This is a genomic window from Mesorhizobium sp. M0119 (assembly GCF_040322615.1).
Classification (GTDB): domain Bacteria; phylum Pseudomonadota; class Alphaproteobacteria; order Rhizobiales; family Rhizobiaceae; genus Mesorhizobium.
This window is the reverse complement of the sequence record NZ_JAMYTU010000007.1, coordinates 12900-31259: the sequence shown is the minus strand read 5'-3', so window position 1 is coordinate 31259 and position 18360 is coordinate 12900. Positions and strand designations below refer to the sequence as shown.

Genomic DNA, 18360 nt, shown 5'->3' with positions numbered 1-18360 from the left:
GGTTGCCAAGCCGACCGGCATGTGCTGACAATCGAATGGGAACTGGATCCGCCAACAAGAGCGGACATAACAATGGGGAAGTGCGTGCCGGATCAACCGGGTAAGAGTGCAATCGAGGTCCGTGGCGTTCGCAAGGTGTTCGGTACCGGGGACGCACAGGTCGCCGCTCTCGACACGGTTTCGGTGTCGATCCGCGAGAACGAGTTCTTCACGCTGCTGGGGCCGTCGGGCTGCGGAAAGACGACGCTGCTTCGGCTGATCGCCGGCTTTGATTTCCCCAGCGAAGGCGAAATCCTGCTGCACGGCCAGGATATCGCGCCGCTGCCGCCGTTCAAGCGGCCGGTCAACACCGTCTTCCAGTCCTATGCGCTGTTCCCGCACATGACCGTGGCCGAGAATATTGGCTTCGGCCTTGAGATGCTGGGCAAGCCGAAGGCCGAAATCAAGGCGCGTGTCGCCGAGATGCTGAAGCTGGTCAAGATGGAGGCGCTGAGTGCCCGCCGCACCAGCCAGATCTCCGGCGGCCAGCAACAGCGCGTGGCACTGGCGCGCGCGCTGGCGCCGCAGCCGAAAGTGCTGTTGCTCGACGAGCCACTGTCGGCGCTCGACTACAAGCTGCGCAAGGAGATGCAGATCGAACTGAAACGGCTGCAGCACCAGACCGGCATCACCTTCATCTTCGTCACCCACGACCAGGAAGAAGCGCTGACCATGTCGGACCGCATTGCCGTGATGTCGGCCGGCAAGATTTTGCAGGTCGGCACGCCGCGCGATATTTACGACCGGCCGGCCGAGCGCTTCGTCGCCGACTTCATTGGCGAAACCAATTTCCTCAAGGGCACTGTCGTGTCGAAGAAATCCGGCGTCGCCATGGTGAAGATTGCCTCCGAAGCTACGGTGGCGGCTGGATTTCCGGAAAACTTCGATCCTTCCGGCGCTGTGACTGTGGTGGTGCGGCCGGAACATGCTGATCTCGTCGCCGATGCCGCCAAGGGCATGGTCTCGGGAACGCTGGCAAATGTCGTCTATTTCGGCACCGACACCCACTATCACGTGAAGCTCGAAGGCGGCGACGATTTCATCGTGCGCCACCAGAACAGCCGCTCGGGCGCCGTCTCATTCGAGCCGGGCGCCAAGGTGGGCATCGTGTTCGAGGACGATGGCGCGCGCATTTTGAGGGATTGATGGCAATCACCTTTTCCAAGGCGGCGGTATTCGAAGCGGAGGCGGAGAAAGCCACTGCAAGGCGCCACCGCCTGCTTTCGTTGCCGGCTTTGGTAATCATCGGCGTCTTCGGCGTGCTGCCGCTTCTCATCATCCTCATCTATTCATTTCTCGCCGCAGCACCCTATGGCGGCGTGCAGTGGAAGTTCTCGACAGACGCCTATCTGAACTTCCTGTTCCAGCGCGATATTTTCGACGACACGCTGCAGTTCACGCCGGATTTCCTGATCATCTATTTGCGCTCGTTTCTGTTTGCCGTGGTGACGACGATCATCTGCCTGCTGCTCGGCTTTCCGACCGCCTATTTCATGGCGACGCGACCGCCGGCGCAGCGCAACTGGTGGGTGCTGCTGATGACCATCCCGTTCTGGTCGAACCTTCTGGTGCGCACACTCGCCATCATGTTCATCATCCGCGACGAGGGCCTCATCAACAACGCGCTGATGGCACTGGGGGTGATCGAGAAGCCGATCACCATGCTCTACACCAACTTCGCCATCCAGCTCGGCCTGCTCTATTCGTTCCTGCCGTTCATGGTGCTGCCGCTCTATTCCAGCCTGGAGAAGCTGGATTTCCGCCTGGTCGAGGCGGCCTACGATCTCTATGCGACACGTCGGCAGGTGCTGTGGCGCGTGATCATCCCGCTGTCGCTGCCCGGCATCATCGCCGGTTGCCTGCTGGTCTTCATTCCAGCCCTCGGCGCCTATGTGACGCCACTGATCCTGGGCGGCGGAATCCATCTGATGATCGGCGATCTCATCGCCCAGCAATTCGGTTCCGGGCGCAACTGGCCGCTCGGTTGCGCACAGGCGCTGATCCTGATGGCCGCGGTGCTGGTGGCGCTCTACTTCTATGTCCGCAACACGTCGGGGAAGATGCGGCATGGCTGACCCCCGCAGTGCCGATATCAAGGACCAGCCGGGGTTCCGCTCGATCGCCATCATCTGCCTCTGCGTGCTTTACGCGCCAATCCTGATCCTGATGATCTTTTCGCTGAACACCGGTTCGCTGGTGACGCGTTGGGAAGGCATCGGATTCGGTTGGTATGGCAGTGCGCTGCTCAACCAGGAATTCCACAACGCCGCCAAGAACACGCTGATCATCTCTGTCACCGCCACGATCATTTCGACGATCGCCGCGACGCTGGCGGCAATCGGCATGACCCGGGTGAAGCCGTGGCGCGGCCTGTCGGCCGCCTTCATGGTCATCAATCTGCCGCTGATGGTTCCGGAAATCATCACAGCGGTGGCAACGCTCTCCTTCTTTGCGCTGATCGCGGGCACGCTCGGGCTCAATTTCGGCATCGGCAATCTGATCCTCGCCCACACCGTCTTTTGCATTCCATTCGCCTATATGCCGATCCGGGCGCGGCTCGAGGACATGGACCTGACGCTCGAAGCTGCGGCGGCCGACCTCTATGCCACGCCGTGGCATGCTTTCAGGCGCATAACGCTGCCATTGCTGGTTCCCGGCGTTCTGTCGGGTGGGGCGCTCGCCTTCATCGTCTCCTTCGACGATTTCACCATCACGCAGCTGGTCGCCGGCCCCGGGCAGACGACGCTGCCCCTCTACATCTGGAACCAGATCAGGCGGCCGATGACGCCGGAGATCAACGCCATCTCCACCATCCTGCTGCTGGTCTCGATCCTGTTCGTCTCGATATCGTTCCTGATCGCGCGCCGCCGCGCCAAGTGACTCAAGGCCAAGTGAATCAATGGGAAGGCAAAGGAGAGTGTGATGTCTAGGAAACTGATGGCTGCCGTGTCGACGGCGGCGCTTTTATGGGCGGTGCCTGCGCTCGCTGACGGCGAGCTGCACATCTACAATTGGGGTGACTACACCAACCCCAAGCTGATCGAAAAATTCGAAAAACAATACAACGTCAAGGTGACGCTGGACGACTACGATTCCAACGAGACCATGCTGTCGAAGGTGCGCGCCGGCAATTCCGGCTACGACATCGTCGTCCCTTCCGACTACACCGTGAAGATCATGATCGATGAGGGCCTGCTCGAAAAGACCGAGCCCAATGCGATGCCAAACGGCAAGAACCTCGACCCGCGCTTCGTCGACATCTACTGGGACAATGGCCGCCACTACACCGTGCCGTGGCAGTTCGGCACCACGACCTTCGAAGTCAACACCGACAAATACAAGGGGAACATCGACACGCTGGCTATCCTGTTCGACCCGCCGGACGAGTTGAAGGGCCAGATCAACATGCTCGACGACGTCAACACTGTGATGCATGCGGCCGAGCGCTATGCCGGCGTGCCGCGCTGCGGCGCCGATAAGGCCAATCTGAAGAAGGTCAACGACATACTGATGGCCGCCAAGCCGTCATGGAAGACCTTTAGCTACGACACCATCACCAAGATCACCTCTGGCGACGTGATCGTTACCGAGGCCTGGAATGGCGCGACCTATCGTGCGCGCCAGAAAATCCCGGCGATCAAATATGCCTATCCCAAGGAAGGCATCGAAGGCTGGATGGACAATGTCGCCGTGTTGAAGGGCGCCAAGAATCTCGAAAATGCCAAGCTGTTCCAGGACTTTGTCATGGCTCCCGAAAACGCCGCGCTGATTTCGGAATTCGCCGGCTACGATAACGGCATCACCGGCAGCCACAAGTTCCTGCCGCCCGATTTCGCCAGCGCGCCGGAAATCAATCCGCCGGCCGGTGCACCGGCGGCGGAATTCGTACCGCCTTGCCCACCGGAAGTGGTCGAGATCTACAACAAGATCTGGACCAATTTGCGCAAGTAGCCTTGCTCTAGGATCAGACCGAAGGGAGGCTTCGGCCTCCCTTCCTTGTGCAAGGGGATTGGATGAATTCTTACCGCAACAGCGAACCGGCGCCGCCGATCATGCAGGGTTCGCCGCCGCAGATGGTTCCGCCGAAGCTCGACTGGGACCGGCCGCCATGGAACCGATGGGCGTTCCAGCATATCCGCGAAATTCTGCCGACCGTCGAAGTCTGGCGCGGCAATGGCCATCGCCACAGGCTGGAGCGCGCCGAGGTCAACCTCGACCCGCTGCCGGTGGACGACAGCATGGGGCAGCCGACGACGCTGGCCGGACTGCTTGACGAGACTTACACCGACGGCTTCCTGGTGCTCAAGGGCGGCAAGGTCGCCTATGAGCGCTACTTCAACGGCATGACCGAGCGCACGCTGCATCTGTCGCAGTCGATGGCGAAGTCGCTCACCGCCTCGGTGTTCGGCATACTGGTCGGGCGCGGGCTGATCGATCCGGCTTTGCCGGTGACGACCTATCTGCCGGAGCTGGAAGCGACCGGCTGGGCAGGCGCCAGCGTGCAGCATGTGCTCGACATGACGAGCGGGGTGCGCTTTTCCGAGGAATACACCGATCCCTATTCGGACATCGGCCAGGTCGACGTCGCCACCGGCTGGAAGCCGGTGCCGCCGGGCAGCGATCCGGCCTTCCGCTGGCCGTCGCACATGTTCGAATTGATCCTGGGGCTTGAGGAAAAGAGCCGGCCACACGGCGCTGCCTTCGAATACCGCTCGATCGAGACCGACGTGCTCGCCTTCATAATGGAACGCGTGAGCGGCAAACGGCTGGCGCAGCTGGTTTCGGAAGAGCTCTGGCAAAAACTCGGTGCGGATGAAAGCGCCTGCTTCACCGTCGACAGCGCCGGTTATGCAGTCGCCGATGGCGGCTTCAACGCCACGCTGCGCGACTATGGCCGCTTCGGCCAGGTGATCCTCGACGATGGTGGCGGCGTGGTGCCGGCCGACTGGATCGAGGCGACGCGCAATGGCAGGCACGGACCGGATTTCAGCCCCAGCCTGCCGGAAGGCAGCTACCGCAACCAGTTCTGGATCGAGGATCCGCGCTCGCGGGCGCTGATGTGCCGGGGCGTGTTCGGGCAGCTGATCCACATCGACTGGAATATGAAAATGGTCGTGGTGAAGCTTTCGAGCTATCCGGATTTTACCAACGTCGCCTATTCGGTGGCGACACTGAAAGCGGTGCACGCCATCGCCGCGGCGCTCGCCTAGAACGCCAAAGACCCGGAAGGAAGCGCCTATGGCCGGCAAGACCGCGTTCGAGACCAGGTATGGCTTTGCCCGAAACCAGGTGGTGCTCGGCAATTGGCGGGAAAGCCCGTTCAGCCGGTGGTCGTTCCAGAATGCCGGCGAACTGGTGCCGAGCGCTGCCGTGGCGGCAAAGCCGGGCAGCAGCGAGGCGCCGGCGCAGGATTTCGGCGGGCTACTTGGTGAAAAGGTCGCTCTTGCAGGCGGCGCGGAGACTGTCGCGGCTTTTCTCAGGCGCTCCGAAACCGACGCGCTGACGATCATGAAAGGCGGCAAATTCGTCGGCGACTGGTTCGCGCCGCATATGGAGTCCGGTGCACACCACATCGTCTTTTCGATCAGCAAGTCGCTGACCGCGATTGTCGCCGGCATATTGGAAGGGGAGGGATTTTTCGATCCGCAGGCTCCGGTGACCCATTATATCCCGGAAACCGCAGGCTCGGCCTATGGCGATGCGCGTGTGCGGCACTTGCTCGACATGAGTGTCAGCCTCGATTTCGAAGAGGCCTATCTCGATCCGGAAAGCGCCTTCGCCCGCTATCGCCGTGCCATGCTGTGGAATCCAGGCGGGGGCACCGAGAGCCTGGCCACTTTCCTCATGACGCTGCAGGGCCTGGCCGAGCCGCATGGCCGGACGTTCCGCTACCGCTCGCCCAATTCCGACCTGCTCGGCATCCTGCTCGAACGCGTGTCGGGCCGGCGCTTCGCCGATCTGATGCGCGAGAAATTATGGGAGCCACTCGGCGCCGTCTGCGACGCCTCGGTAACCGTGGACATGGAAGGCACGGCGCGTACGGCCGGCGGCATTTCGGTGACACCGCGCGACCTTGCACGTGTCGGCGAGATGATGCGGCAAGGCGGCATGGCCAATGGCTGCCGTATCGTGCCGGAGAGCTGGGTGCGCGACACGACCGAAACTGGCGGTGACGCCGAGGCCTGGCGGCGCGGCACGATGGCGTTCCTCTTTCCGCAGGGCCGCTACCGCAACAAATGGTACCAGACGGGCGCGGCAAGCGGCGCCTTCTGCGGCATCGGCATCCACGGCCAGTGGCTTTACGTCAATCCGAAGGCCGAAATGGTAATTGCAAAGATGTCGTCGCAGCCGGTACCGGTCGACGATCCGCTCGATCTGGATATGATTTCTTTCTTCGAGGCGCTGGGCCGGATGGTCTGATCCGATCCAGACAGCCGCGCCTTTCCTGTGGACCTCTCGCCGGGTTGAAAATGGCGCAGTTGGCGCAGCAGTGCTCTGCGCCTATGGTCGCTGCTCTTTCGACCAACGACAGGTACGACATGGCAGCCGACATCAAGCGCATCGCAACCATCATAGCCGCCGAGATCGGCGCGCGGCCCGAACAGGCCGCGGCGGCGATCGGCTTGCTCGACGACGGCGCGACCGTGCCGTTCGTGGCGCGCTACCGCAAGGAGGTCACCGGCGGCCTCGACGACACGCAGCTGCGCGACCTTGCCGAGCGGCTGGCCTATTTGCGCGAACTCGACGCGCGCCGCGACACCATCCTTGGTTCGATCCGCGAGCAGGGCAAGCTGACCGAGGAGCTCGAGGCAAAGATCGCCGCGGCCGTCACCAAGGCCGAGCTCGAAGACATCTACCTGCCTTACAAGCCGAAGCGTCGGACCAAGGCCGAGATCGCGCGCGAGCGCGGGCTGGGACCGCTGGCGGAAGCTATTCTCGCCGACCGTACGGCCATGCCCGCCGAGCTGGCGCTGGCCTACATCAGCGAAGACGTGGCAGACACCAAGGCGGCGCTCGAGGGCGCGCGCGACATCCTGTCCGAACAGTTCGCCGAGAATGCCGATCTGGTCGGCAAGTTGCGGACCTACATGAAGGAACGCGCCTTCCTGCGCGCCCGCGTCGTCGATGGCAAGCAGGAGGCCGGCGCGAAATTCTCCGACTATTTCGACCATGTCGAGCGCTGGGCCAACGTGCCGAGCCATCGCACGCTGGCCATGCTGCGCGGCCGCAACGAGGAGGTGCTGTCGCTCGAGATCGAGGTCGATGCGGACGATGTGTCACCGGTGAAACCGGTCGAGCGGATGATCGCCGATGCCTACGCCATCGGCCGCCAGTTGCCGGGCGACCGCTGGCTGATGGAAGTAGCCGGCTGGACCTGGCGCATAAAATTGTCGCTGCACCTGACGCTCGATCTGATGCGGGATTTGCGCGAGCGGGCCGAGGAAGAAGCGATCCATGTGTTCGCCCGCAACCTCAAGGATTTGCTGCTCGCCGCACCCGCCGGCTCGCGGCCGACGATGGGGCTCGATCCGGGCATTCGCACCGGCATCAAGGTGGCGGTGGTGGACGGCACCGGCAAGGTTCTGGCGACGACAACCGTCTATCCGTTTCCGCCGAAGAACGATGTCCGCGGCACGCAGGCCGAACTGGCCAAGCTCATCCGGCTGCACAACGTCGAGCTGATTTCGATCGGCAACGGCACTGGCAGCCGCGAGACCGAAAGGCTGGTGGCCGACATGCTGGCTGATATGCCTGCCGGATCCGGGCCGAAGCCGCTCAAGGTGATCGTCAGCGAGGCCGGCGCCTCGGTCTATTCGGCCTCGGCAACGGCGGCGGCGGAATTTCCCGGCCTCGACGTGTCGCTGCGCGGGGCGGTGTCGATCGCGCGGCGCCTGCAGGATCCGCTCGCCGAACTGGTCAAGATCGAGCCCAAGTCGATCGGCGTCGGCCAGTACCAGCACGATGTCGATCAGTACCGCCTCGGCCGCTCGCTGGAAGCGGTGGTCGAGGATGCGGTCAATGCCGTCGGCGTCGACCTCAACACCGCGTCGGCGCCGCTTCTGGCGCGGGTTTCGGGTCTTGGCGCATCGCTTGCCGAGGCGATCGTTGCGCACCGGGACGCGACCGGCCCGTTCGCCAGCCGCCGCGAACTGTTGAAGGTGTCCCGCCTTGGACCCCGCGCGTTCGAGCAGTGCGCAGGCTTCCTGCGCATTCCGAACGGCAGCGAACCGCTCGATGCCTCGGCGGTGCATCCGGAAGCCTATGGCGTGGCCAAGAAGATCGTTGCGGCCTGCGGACGCGACGTCCGTTCGCTGATGGGCGACAGCGCCGCACTCAAGGCGCTCGATCCGCGCATCTTCGTCGATGAGCGCTTCGGCCTGCCGACGGTGCGCGACATCCTGGCGGAGCTGGAAAAGCCCGGCCGCGATCCGCGCCCCGGCTTCAAGACCGCGACTTTTGCCGATGGCATCGACGACATCAAGGATCTGAAGCCCGGCATGCAGCTTGAAGGCACCGTCACCAATGTCGCGGCCTTCGGCGCCTTTGTCGATATCGGCGTGCACCAGGACGGATTGGTGCACGTCTCGCAACTGGCCGACCGTTTCATCAAGGACGCGCATGAGGTGGTCAAGGCCGGCGACGTGGTCAAGGTGCGTGTCGTCGACGTCGATATCAAGCGCAAGCGCATCGGGCTGTCGATGCGCAAGGACGGCGACGGTGGCGCACCGAAGCCGCGCGACAATGGCAGCAGGCCGGTGCCGCGCGCGCCGGCGCCCCAACGCCAGCCGGAGCGGCCGGTGCAGCAGGGCGCGTTCGGCGCCGCTTTGGCCGATGCGTTGAAGCGGAAGTAATTTCGCGAGCCTGGCTGTGGCAGGTCAGACGGCGGCGCTCGACATTGATGATCCATCACCAATGCTCATGGATCGGCGAAGCTATTTCGTTTGATTTTTTCAGGACGGGAGCCGATAAGCCGCGCGTTTCAAGATTTCTGTTTCGATGCATGTCGTTATCTCCAAGCTGCCGAACACCCTCGGGTCAGGCCCGCGGGCAAGCTTTGGGCGACATACATGAGTTTGGGAGACCGAGAGCCATGGCCGCCGATAAGAACGCATTCGTCTGGGATGATCCTTTCCTGATCGAGGACCAGCTTTCGGAGGACGAGCGCATGGTGCGCGATGGCGCCGCGGCGTTTGCCGCCGACAAGCTCGCGCCGAAGATCGAGGAAGCCTATCTCGAGGAAAAGACCGACGCCGGCATCTTCCGCGAAATGGGCGAGGCCGGTCTGCTCGGCATCACCATCCCCGAGGAATATGGCGGGCTCGGCGCCAACTACGTCACCTACGGGCTGGTGGCGCGCGAGGTCGAGCGCGTCGATTCCGGTTATCGCTCGATGATGAGCGTGCAGTCGTCGCTGGTGATGTATCCGATCCATGCCTATGGCTCGGAAGAGCAGCGCAAGAAATATCTGCCGAAGCTGGCGTCGGGCGAATGGATCGGCTGCTTCGGCCTGACCGAGCCGGATGCCGGTTCCGACCCGGGCGGCATGAAGACGCGGGCCGAGAAGAGCGCGAACGGCTACAGGATCTCCGGTTCGAAGATGTGGATTTCCAACGCGCCGATCGCCGACGTGTTCGTCGTCTGGGCAAAATCGGCCGCGCATGACAACGAGATTCGCGGCTTTGTCCTTGAAAAGGGCATGAACGGGCTGTCGGCGCCGAAGATCGGCGGCAAGCTGTCGCTGCGAGCCTCGATCACCGGCGAAGTGGTGATGGAAGGCGTCGAGGTCGGCGAGGACGCGCTGCTGCCCAATGTCTCGGGTCTCAAAGGACCGTTCGGCTGCCTCAACCGGGCGCGCTACGGAATTTCCTGGGGCGCCATGGGCGCGGCAGAAGATTGCTGGCACCGCGCCCGCCAGTATGGCCTCGACCGCAGGCAGTTCGGCAAGCCGCTGGCCGGCACGCAGCTTTTCCAGAAGAAGCTCGCCGACATGCAGACCGAGATCGCGCTCGGCCTGCAGGGCAGCCTGCGCGTCGGGCGGCTGATGGATGAAGGCAAGATGGCGCCGGAGATGATCTCGCTCGTCAAGCGCAACAATTGCGGCAAGGCGCTCGACATCGCCCGCCAGGCCCGCGACATGCATGGCGGCAATGGCATCCAGATCGGCTACCACGTCATGCGCCACGCCCAGAACCTGGAGACCGTCAATACCTACGAGGGCACGCATGACGTGCATGCGCTGATCCTCGGACGGGCGCAGACCGGGTTGCAGGCGTTCTTTTAGAGCAATTCCAGGAAAAGTGTGAAACGGTTTTCCGTCCGGAATTGCGTCAAAACAAAAGGATAGAGCGGTTCGGCGTTTCCTTGAAACGATGAACCGCTCTAGCATTGCCAGGTGGCCTCCGCTTCCAGGGCGCCTCTGCCTGGCATCTCCCCTCGCAAGGCGGGAGATCGGCAACTTTTGCCGACGATGCCACATTTTGTTCTTGCTTTGTACCGGAAGCTATGCTACTAATTTCGGTATTAGGCAGCAGTTACACCTAAACCCCACTGGTAGACAAAGACTCGGCAACGCGCTATTGCGGGCTTGAGTGTCTTCGGGGGGGTCATATTGCAGGTTCATCAAAGCAGACCAAAAGGATGCCCGCCGTCCGACGCAGCAAAAGTGGACGCAGACTTGTACAAAGCGATAGATGGGACCCAAGCGAATGCAAGGGATTTCCAGTCGTTTGCTGAGCGGAACCGACCCGGAATAGATGTGACCAAATGTGATAGCTGGGGCCTTTCAGTGTGGCCTAGCATGGATGCGGTCAATCACGCGCTGGACGCCTTTCCACATTTTCGCAAAAAAAGAATTATTCAGTTTTCGGTCACAGCCTTGGATGGCTGTCTAAAGTACACGCCTAGCATAGCGCAACCAGATCACCATACTTTTTGGAAAAGCGCCGGTAGGACGCTGCTCAACACATTGTCACGTAGTGACTCGCTGGCTTTTTTAACGTGGTCGGTCTGCGATCTGCCAGAAGATATGCTTGCCAAGGCCTTCGCTAGATACAAGCAATCTCCTAGCGCGGTGATGACGCAAGCAAAAGCCAACACGTTTGCCGGCTGTTCCGATCGGCAACAACATGAACGCGTTGCGAGCGGCGTTAGAATCGCGAGGCATTCAATTCATAGAAAAAGGAATAACCGGGCCGCCTTCCTGAGACGGTCCCGGTTTGACGAATCTATCAGACTCTGTTACAGAATCTGGTGGACCGACGGGGAGTCGGACCCCGCGCCCCATGGTGCAAATCCCGGAGCGGAAACCACTTCCCGGCCCAACAAGGGCGACTTAGGCGCTCGTAACGCCAAGCCGCCCAAAAAGGGTCAACTGTTTATGTTGTCATGTGCCACCTCCTGGACGGGCTCTCCGTCTCGTGCTGGTTGATCGGACAAACCCGCTGGCTGTTCCCCGGTAGGAGATAGCAAGTCAGCGGGTTTTTGTTTGTCAGGCAATCGATAGGCAGAGGTTCCCTCTACCTTTTCGAGTTGTCCGCGTTTCCACATTCGCCACGTGATCGAGCTAACGGCCGCGCCGCCTGGATCGACAGAATATTTCCTTTCGATCTGCTTCCCGATCTCTTTCGGCTCCCATCCGTCGAAGTGAGATGACGTTTCCTGTTTCTCGCGGACAACCGCCTCAATCATTTCAGGGAGCGTGAGCTTTTTCGCCAGTATGCCTTTGAAAGGCGCCGCTGTTGGTTGATTTGCCGGGCGAGCCTCAACCCGCTCTGCGCCAGAGAGACGCGCCAAGACGCGCTCGGCAATTTCCAGCTCAATCAATTCCTTTTCGAAAACAGCCATATCAGATTTCATCTGAGCTATGCGCTGTTCGATCTCGCGTCTGCGAAGGGTGATAAGATTGTGTTCCATCCCTCAGCAACTAACACCAGCGGCCACGATTCGCAAGCAGCCTGTGATAGGAATGCCATAACTGTGATTGATTGTTCCGCTTTTATTCACAGGAGAGAATCTCGGCGTCATGACAATAGCATTTACAGCCGACCCGTTCACACCGCTAAGCCGCGATCTCGTCCGGGAACAAAATAGTCGGAAGCGCTGTGGAAACGTCTGTGGCCTCCGACCGTAGCAAAGAAGCTAGACGGTTTCGGAGGCGAGGTCGGTCAGTGGGGGTCTAGGTTTAACTGCTACCTAATATCGCTAATTTCGTTATGGTGCTAATTTGCACCGGCGACCCGCCTACCGAGACGGGTTTTTTCTTTTCAGCTCTTTTCGACCAAAGCATCGCGTGTGCCGCCGATCATCGATACCGGCGGGACAGCGCCCGGTGCTGACCCGCCGGCCTTCGGCTCTGCAGCGTTGCAACGTCTTGCCGCCACGCTGCGGAATCCCAAGGTCGGCGCTCCGTTTCGTGAAGCGATGAAAGCTGCTTAATTTAGGTGCAGCGCAACATCTCTGCTTGGAGAATGGTCAGCATTCGTGTCAGGGTTCAGCGAACTCCTTTTGAAACGCCGACTTCAGGGGCACCATGGCAATTCTGGCAGCCGTCTATCACCTGACCCACTACAAATACGACCGGCCGGTCGTATTGGGACCGCAAGTCATAAGGTTGCAGCCTGCGCCGCATTCCCGCACCAAGGTGCTCAGCCATTCGCTGAAGGTCGGGCCGGCAAACCACTTCGTCAATTTGCAGCAGGACCCTTACGGCAATTTCCTTGCCCGCTTCGTCTTTCCCGACCCGGTAACGGAATTGAAGATCGAGGTCGACCTCGTTGCCGACATGACGGTCTACAATCCGTTCGATTTCTTCGTCGAGCCCTCGGCCGAGACCTTTCCATTCGAATACCCCGAAGAGATCAGGGACGATCTGACCATCTACCGTACGCCGGAACCGGCAGGGCCACTGTTGCAGGCGTTCCTCAAAACCGTCGACCGCAGTGCGACCAATACCGTCAATTTTGTCGTCGACCTCAATGCGCGGCTGCAACGCGAGATCGCCTATATCGTGCGCATGGAAACCGGCGTCTTCTCGCCCGAGGAAACGCTGGCCGCCGGCAAGGGATCGTGTCGGGATTCCAGCTGGCTCCTGGTGCAGATACTGAGAAACCTCGGCATCGCCGCGCGTTTCGTCTCCGGCTACCTGATCCAGCTCAAACCCGACCTCGTCGCGCTCGACGGGCCGCCTGGCACGGCGACCGATTTCACCGATCTTCATGCCTGGTGCGAGGTGTATCTGCCGGGCGCCGGCTGGATCGGCTTCGACCCGACCTCCGGCCTGCTCACCGGCGAAAGCCATGTGCCGCTCGCGGCAACGCCGCATTTCCGCAATGCCGCGCCGATCTCCGGCATGGCGAGCTTCGCCAATGTCGAGTTCGGCTTCGACATGCGGGTCGACCGCATCGCCGAACATCCGCGTATCACCAAGCCGTTCTCCGACGAGAGCTGGCAGGCGCTCGATGCGCTCGGCAACCAAGTCGATGCCGCGCTCCTGGCCGGCGACGTGCGGCTGACCATGGGCGGCGAGCCGACCTTCGTCTCGATCGACGATTTCGAGGCGGCCGAGTGGAACACCGCAGCCGTCGGGCCGACCAAGCGGGAAAAGGCCGATGCCCTGATCCGCCGGTTGCGCGAACGCTTCGCGCCGGGCGGCTTCCTGCATTACGGACAGGGCAAATGGTACCCCGGCGAAAGCCTGCCGCGCTGGACGTTCTCGCTCTACTGGCGCACCGACGGCGAGCCGGTGTGGAGCGACCCGTCGCTGATCGCACATGAAAAGAGCGAGGCGGATGTCGGACCAAAGCAGGCCGAGAGCCTGCTGACGGCGATTGCCGACGAACTCGGCATCGACAAGACGATGGTCAGCGAAGCCTATGAGGATCCGGCCGAATGGCTGCTCAAGGAAGGCAAGCTGCCTGACAACGTCGATCCTTCCAATTCGAAGCTGGAGGACCCGGAGGAGCGCAGCCGCATGGCGAGGGTGTTCGAACGCGGGCTGACCAAGCCGTCGGGCTATGTGCTGCCCGTCCAGCGCTGGAACAGCCAGGCGTCCGGACCGCGCTGGCGCTCGGAGAAGTGGAAGACGCGGCGCGGCAGGCTGTTCCTGGTGCCCGGCGATTCGCCGGTCGGCTACCGCCTGCCGCTCGGCACGCTGCCTTATGTGCCGCCGGCGCAGTTCCCCTATATCGTGCCCGTCGACCCATCGCTGCCGCGCGGACCCTTGCCGGCGCGTGAGGCGATCTTGCCCGGTGCTGCTTCTTCGCCCGCTCCGGCCGAACTGGAAGGCGCCGACGAAATGGCGCGCCGCCAGCAGGCGGTATCCTTCACGGCCGTTACAGGCCAGCAGGACCGCGTCGAACAGGAGATTACCGAGATCGGCGGCGCCGTGCGCACCGCCCTTTCGGTCGAGCCGCGCGACGGACGGCTTTGTGTGTTCATGCCGCCGGTCGAAGCGCTGGAGGACTATCTCGAGCTGGTCGCTGCGGCGGAGAACGCGGCAAGGGCGATCGGAATGCCGGTGCATATCGAGGGCTACGGCCCGCCGCACGATCCGCGCCTCAATGTCATCCGTGTCGCACCCGATCCCGGCGTCATCGAGGTCAATATCCACCCCGCCGCGAATTGGCAGGATTGCGTGGCGACGACCACGGCGATCTATGAAGAGGCGCGGCAAACGCGGCTTGGTGCCGACAAGTTCATGATCGACGGCCGCCACACCGGTACCGGCGGCGGCAACCATGTTGTCGTCGGCGGCGCAACGCCCAATGACAGTCCGTTCCTGCGCCGCCCCGACCTGTTGAAAAGCCTGGTGCTGCAATGGCAGCGGCATCCGTCGCTGTCCTATCTGTTCTCCGGCCTGTTCATCGGCCCGACCAGCTAGGCGCCGCGCTTCGACGAGGCGCGCCATGATTCGCTCTACGAACTCGAAATCGCGATGGCGCAGGTGCCGCATCCGGACAAGGGCGCGGCACCCCTGCCGTGGCTGGTCGACCGGCTGTTCCGCAACCTTCTGACCGACGTGACGGGCAATACCCATCGCTCGGAAATCTGCATCGACAAGCTGTTTTCGCCGGACGGGCCGACCGGCCGGCTCGGGCTGGTCGAATTCCGCGGCTTCGAGATGCCGCCCAACGCGCGCATGAGCCTGGCGCAGCAATTGCTGGTGCGCGCCATCATCGCCCGGGCCTGGAAGAACCCGCTCGACGGTCGCTTCGTACGCTGGGGCACCTCGCTGCACGACCGTTTCATGCTGCCGCATTATGTCTGGGCGGATTTTCTCGATGTGCTGGACGACCTCAAGCTGAACGGCTTTGCATTCCGTCCTGAATGGTTCGACGCGCAGCTCGAATTTCGCTTCCCGTTCTGCGGCGAGGTCCAGCATGCTGGCATCAAGCTGGAGCTCAGGCAGGCGCTCGAGCCGTGGCATGTGATGGGCGAGCAAGGCGCGATCGGCGGCACCGTGCGCTTTGTCGATTCCTCCGTCGAACGGCTGCAGGTGAAGACCGAGGGACTCAACCCGGAGCGTCACGCCGTCGTCTGCAACGGTCGCGTCGTGCCGATGAAGGTGACCGACAACAGAGAAATCGCGGTGGCTGGCGTGCGCTTCAAGGCCTGGCAGCCGGCGTCGGGCCTGCATCCGGCGCTACCGGTCAACACCCCGCTGGTCTTCGATATCTATGACCGCTGGTCGGGCCGCGCGGTCGGCGGCTGCGTCTACCATGTGGCACATCCCGGCGGGCGCAGCTACGACACGTTCCCGGTCAATGGCAACGAAGCGGAGGCGCGGCGGCTCGCCCGCTTCGAGCCGCGTGGCCATACGCCGTCCAGCTATGTGCTGCGCAACGAAGAAGCCTCTGAAGATTTCCCGATGACCCTTGACCTTCGGCGGCCGCAAAGACTCTGATCAGCAATGGCGAAGGGGAATCACAAAAGGCTGCGCAGCAAGCCGCAGACCCACAGTCTGCTGGAGCACTACCAGCCGATCGACGGCGTCGTCGACGAGATGGTCGATGCGTCGGGCAATCCGCGGCCGGCCTGGCGGCACTTCATCGAGGCGCTGGAGGACCTGGGTCCGGAAAAGCTTGCCCAGCGCTTCGCCCGCGCCGACCAGTACCTGCGCGATGCCGGCGTCTATTACCGCGTCTACGACAAGGCCGGCGCCAACGAGCGGGAATGGCCGCTGGCGCATGTGCCGCTGCTGATCGAGGAGCAGGAATGGGCTGACATCAGCGCCGGCCTGGTCCAGCGCGCCGATCTGTTCGAGGAGACCATCGCCGACATTTACGGGCCGAACCGGCTGGTCGAGAAAGGCATTCTGCCGGCCGGACTGATCGCGGCCAGCCCCGAATATTTGCGGCCGGTCGTCGGCACCAGGCCGGCCAGCGGCCATTTCCTGCATTTCTGCGCCTTCGAGCTCGGCCGTGGCCCGGATGGCCGCTGGTGGGTGCTTGGCGACCGCACACAGGCCCCATCTGGCGCCGGCTTCGCACTGGAAAACCGCGTCGCCACCACAAGGGCGCTGTCCGACATTTACGGCGAGATGCATGTGCACCGCCTGGCCGGTTTCTTCCGCCGTTTTCGCGATGCGCTGATCGGCATGGCCAAGCAAGCCGGTGGCCGTGTCGCCATCCTGACGCCGGGACCGCTGAACGAAACCTATTACGAACATGCCTATATCGCCCGCTATCTCGGCATCATGCTGCTCGAGGGCGAGGACCTGACCGTCTCGGGCGGCAGGCTGATGGTGCGCACGGTTTCGGGGCTGATGCCGGTGAGCGTCTTGTGGCGACGGCTCGACGCCGCCTTCGCCGATCCGCTCGAATTGCGGCCGGACTCGCAGATCGGCACGCCGGGGCTGGTCGAAGCGGTCCGGCAAGGGGCGGTTTCGGCCGTCAACGCGCTGGGTTCCGGCCTGATGGAGACACGCGCGCTGCTCGCCTTCCTGCCGAAGATTTCGCGCGCCCTGCGCAACGAGGAACTGCTGCTGCCGACGGTCGCGACATGGTGGTGCGGGCAGGAGACGGAGCGCGAGCATGTGCTCGCCAATATCGACCGCATGGTGATCGGCCCGGCGCTGTCGACGCGGCTTGCCTTCGAGGACGATGGCTCGACCAAGCTCGGGTCAGCGCTGTCGGTCGAGGAACGGGCCGAGCTCGTCGCCCGGATCGAACAGGACGGCGGCGACTTTGTCGGCCAGGAAGCGGTGACGCTTTCGACCACTCCTGTCTACGTCGGCGGCTGGCTGGAGCCACGGCCGGCAAGCCTGCGCGTCTATCTGGCGCGGACGCCGGAAGGCTGGACGGTGATGCCGGGCGGTTTTGCGCGTGTCGGCTTTTCGCTCGACCCGACGGCCATCGCCATGCAGCGCGGCGGCCAGGCGGCGGATGTGTGGGTGGTCAGCGACAGGCCGGTGGAGCGCGAGACGCTGCTGCCGCAGGAGCACGACAGCTTTACCCGCACCTTGCCGGGCAGCCTGCCCAGCCGCGCGGCGGAGAACCTGACATGGCTCGGCCGCTATATAGAGCGGTCGGAAGACACGGTGCGCATCCTGCGCGCCTACCATGTGCGGCTGGCCGAGACATCCGATCCCGAGATGCCGCTGCTCGCCGACATCAGCGACTATCTCGCGCCGTTCGGCATCGACGTCGAGACGGCAATCCCATTGGGGCTCATCGGCACGCTGGACAGCGCCGTCTACAGCGCCGGGCAGATCCGTGACCGCTTCTCGCCCGATGGCTGGCTGGCACTGAAGGATCTGTCGAAGACCATCCATCAATTTGCCGCGACAGTGGCGCCGGGCGACGACGCGACAAGGGCAATGACGGTCATCCTGCGCAAGCTGGCCGGGTTTTCCGGCCTGCTGCACGAGAACATGTACCGCTTTGCTGGCTGGCGTTTCCTCGAAATCGGCCGCAGGCTCGAACGCGGCATCCAGATCGCCCGCACACTCGCCCGGCTGACCAGAGCCCAGGCGCCGGAAGGCGCGCTCGACATGATGCTGGAGATCGGCGACAGCGTCATGACCCACCGCCGGCAATATCCGGTGCAGGCGGGACGGCGCACCGTGGTCGACCTTCTGGCGCTCGATCCGCTCAACCCGCGCTCAATCCTTTTCCAGCTCGAACGGCTGAAGGCCGAAATCGCGCTGCTGCCCGCTGTCGGCGCTGAAGGCCATATGTCGCCGGCGGCCAAGGAAATCCTGCAGCTCAACACGTCGATTGCCATCAAGGAGCCTTCGGACATGACGGCCAAGGCCCTCGGCGATCTCGCCAATGAAATCGGCGGGCTCTACAACAGCCTCGCCAAAGCCTATTTCGGATAGAG

Annotated in this window: 10 protein-coding genes and 1 pseudogene; 10 read left to right on the top strand and 1 reads right to left on the bottom strand. The window is 62.7% G+C overall.

Going from position 1 to position 18360, the window contains the following annotated elements; genetic code table 11:
- The first annotated feature begins 84 nt into the window (after nucleotides 1-84).
- From NKJ40_RS09210 to NKJ40_RS09175, 8 genes are all read left to right on the top strand, one after another.
- Nucleotides 85-1185, top strand: coding sequence for an ABC transporter ATP-binding protein (locus tag NKJ40_RS09210; RefSeq protein WP_352465809.1), 1101 nt, complete (start codon nucleotides 85-87; stop codon nucleotides 1183-1185).
- Complete coding sequence (locus NKJ40_RS09205; protein ID WP_292661567.1) at nucleotides 1185-2114, top strand: ABC transporter permease; 930 nt, start codon at nucleotides 1185-1187, stop codon at nucleotides 2112-2114. The genes NKJ40_RS09210 and NKJ40_RS09205 overlap by 1 nt, the downstream gene beginning before the upstream one ends.
- Nucleotides 2107-2919 carry an ABC transporter permease gene (locus NKJ40_RS09200; RefSeq protein WP_352465808.1) on the top strand — a complete coding sequence of 271 codons (813 nt, stop codon included), beginning with the start codon at nucleotides 2107-2109 and terminating at the stop codon, nucleotides 2917-2919. The genes NKJ40_RS09205 and NKJ40_RS09200 overlap by 8 nt, the downstream gene beginning before the upstream one ends.
- Nucleotides 2920-2961: 42 nt before the next feature.
- Entirely contained in the window at nucleotides 2962-3990 is a 1029-nt protein-coding gene (locus NKJ40_RS09195; RefSeq protein ID WP_292661573.1) for an extracellular solute-binding protein, read from the top strand.
- 62 nt (nucleotides 3991-4052) lie between these two features.
- On the top strand, nucleotides 4053-5249 hold the full coding sequence (locus NKJ40_RS09190) for a serine hydrolase domain-containing protein (protein WP_352465807.1): 1197 nt from the start codon (nucleotides 4053-4055) through the stop codon (nucleotides 5247-5249).
- A gap of 28 nt (nucleotides 5250-5277) precedes the next feature.
- A complete protein-coding gene (locus NKJ40_RS09185; protein WP_352465806.1) occupies nucleotides 5278-6459 on the top strand; it encodes a serine hydrolase domain-containing protein in 1182 nt (393 codons plus the stop codon).
- A 119-nt stretch (nucleotides 6460-6578) separates the two neighbouring features.
- A complete protein-coding gene (locus tag NKJ40_RS09180; protein WP_352465951.1) occupies nucleotides 6579-8891 on the top strand; it encodes a Tex family protein in 2313 nt (770 codons plus the stop codon).
- Between the two features lie 239 nt (nucleotides 8892-9130).
- Complete coding sequence (locus NKJ40_RS09175) at nucleotides 9131-10321, top strand: acyl-CoA dehydrogenase (protein WP_352465805.1); 1191 nt, start codon at nucleotides 9131-9133, stop codon at nucleotides 10319-10321.
- A 1085-nt stretch (nucleotides 10322-11406) separates the two neighbouring features.
- On the opposite strand, the gene NKJ40_RS09170 is transcribed toward NKJ40_RS09175, so the two are convergent.
- Nucleotides 11407-11883: a hypothetical protein gene (locus NKJ40_RS09170; protein ID WP_352465804.1), complete on the bottom strand. Its 477-nt coding sequence runs from the start codon at nucleotides 11881-11883 to the stop codon at nucleotides 11407-11409.
- 685 nt (nucleotides 11884-12568) lie between these two features.
- Between NKJ40_RS09170 and NKJ40_RS09165 the strand changes: the two are divergent.
- Both NKJ40_RS09165 and NKJ40_RS09160 read left to right on the top strand, forming a co-directional pair.
- Nucleotides 12569-15940 (top strand): annotated as a pseudogene (locus NKJ40_RS09165) (transglutaminase family protein).
- 6 nt (nucleotides 15941-15946) lie between these two features.
- Nucleotides 15947-18358: a circularly permuted type 2 ATP-grasp protein gene (locus tag NKJ40_RS09160; protein ID WP_352465803.1), complete on the top strand. Its 2412-nt coding sequence runs from the start codon at nucleotides 15947-15949 to the stop codon at nucleotides 18356-18358.
- Nucleotides 18359-18360 lie beyond the last annotated feature (2 nt).

Coding starts and splice junctions, on each gene's coding strand:
- NKJ40_RS09175 (WP_352465805.1), top strand. CDS start 9,131: ATGGCCGCCGATAAGAACGCATTCGTCTGGGATGATCCTTTCCTGATC.
- NKJ40_RS09200 (WP_352465808.1), top strand. CDS start 2,107: ATGGCTGACCCCCGCAGTGCCGATATCAAGGACCAGCCGGGGTTCCGC.
- NKJ40_RS09160 (WP_352465803.1), top strand. CDS start 15,947: ATGGCGAAGGGGAATCACAAAAGGCTGCGCAGCAAGCCGCAGACCCAC.
- NKJ40_RS09185 (WP_352465806.1), top strand. CDS start 5,278: ATGGCCGGCAAGACCGCGTTCGAGACCAGGTATGGCTTTGCCCGAAAC.
- NKJ40_RS09195 (WP_292661573.1), top strand. CDS start 2,962: ATGTCTAGGAAACTGATGGCTGCCGTGTCGACGGCGGCGCTTTTATGG.
- NKJ40_RS09180 (WP_352465951.1), top strand. CDS start 6,579: ATGGCAGCCGACATCAAGCGCATCGCAACCATCATAGCCGCCGAGATC.
- NKJ40_RS09205 (WP_292661567.1), top strand. CDS start 1,185: ATGGCAATCACCTTTTCCAAGGCGGCGGTATTCGAAGCGGAGGCGGAG.
- NKJ40_RS09170 (WP_352465804.1), bottom strand. CDS start 11,883: ATGGCTGTTTTCGAAAAGGAATTGATTGAGCTGGAAATTGCCGAGCGC.
- NKJ40_RS09190 (WP_352465807.1), top strand. CDS start 4,053: ATGAATTCTTACCGCAACAGCGAACCGGCGCCGCCGATCATGCAGGGT.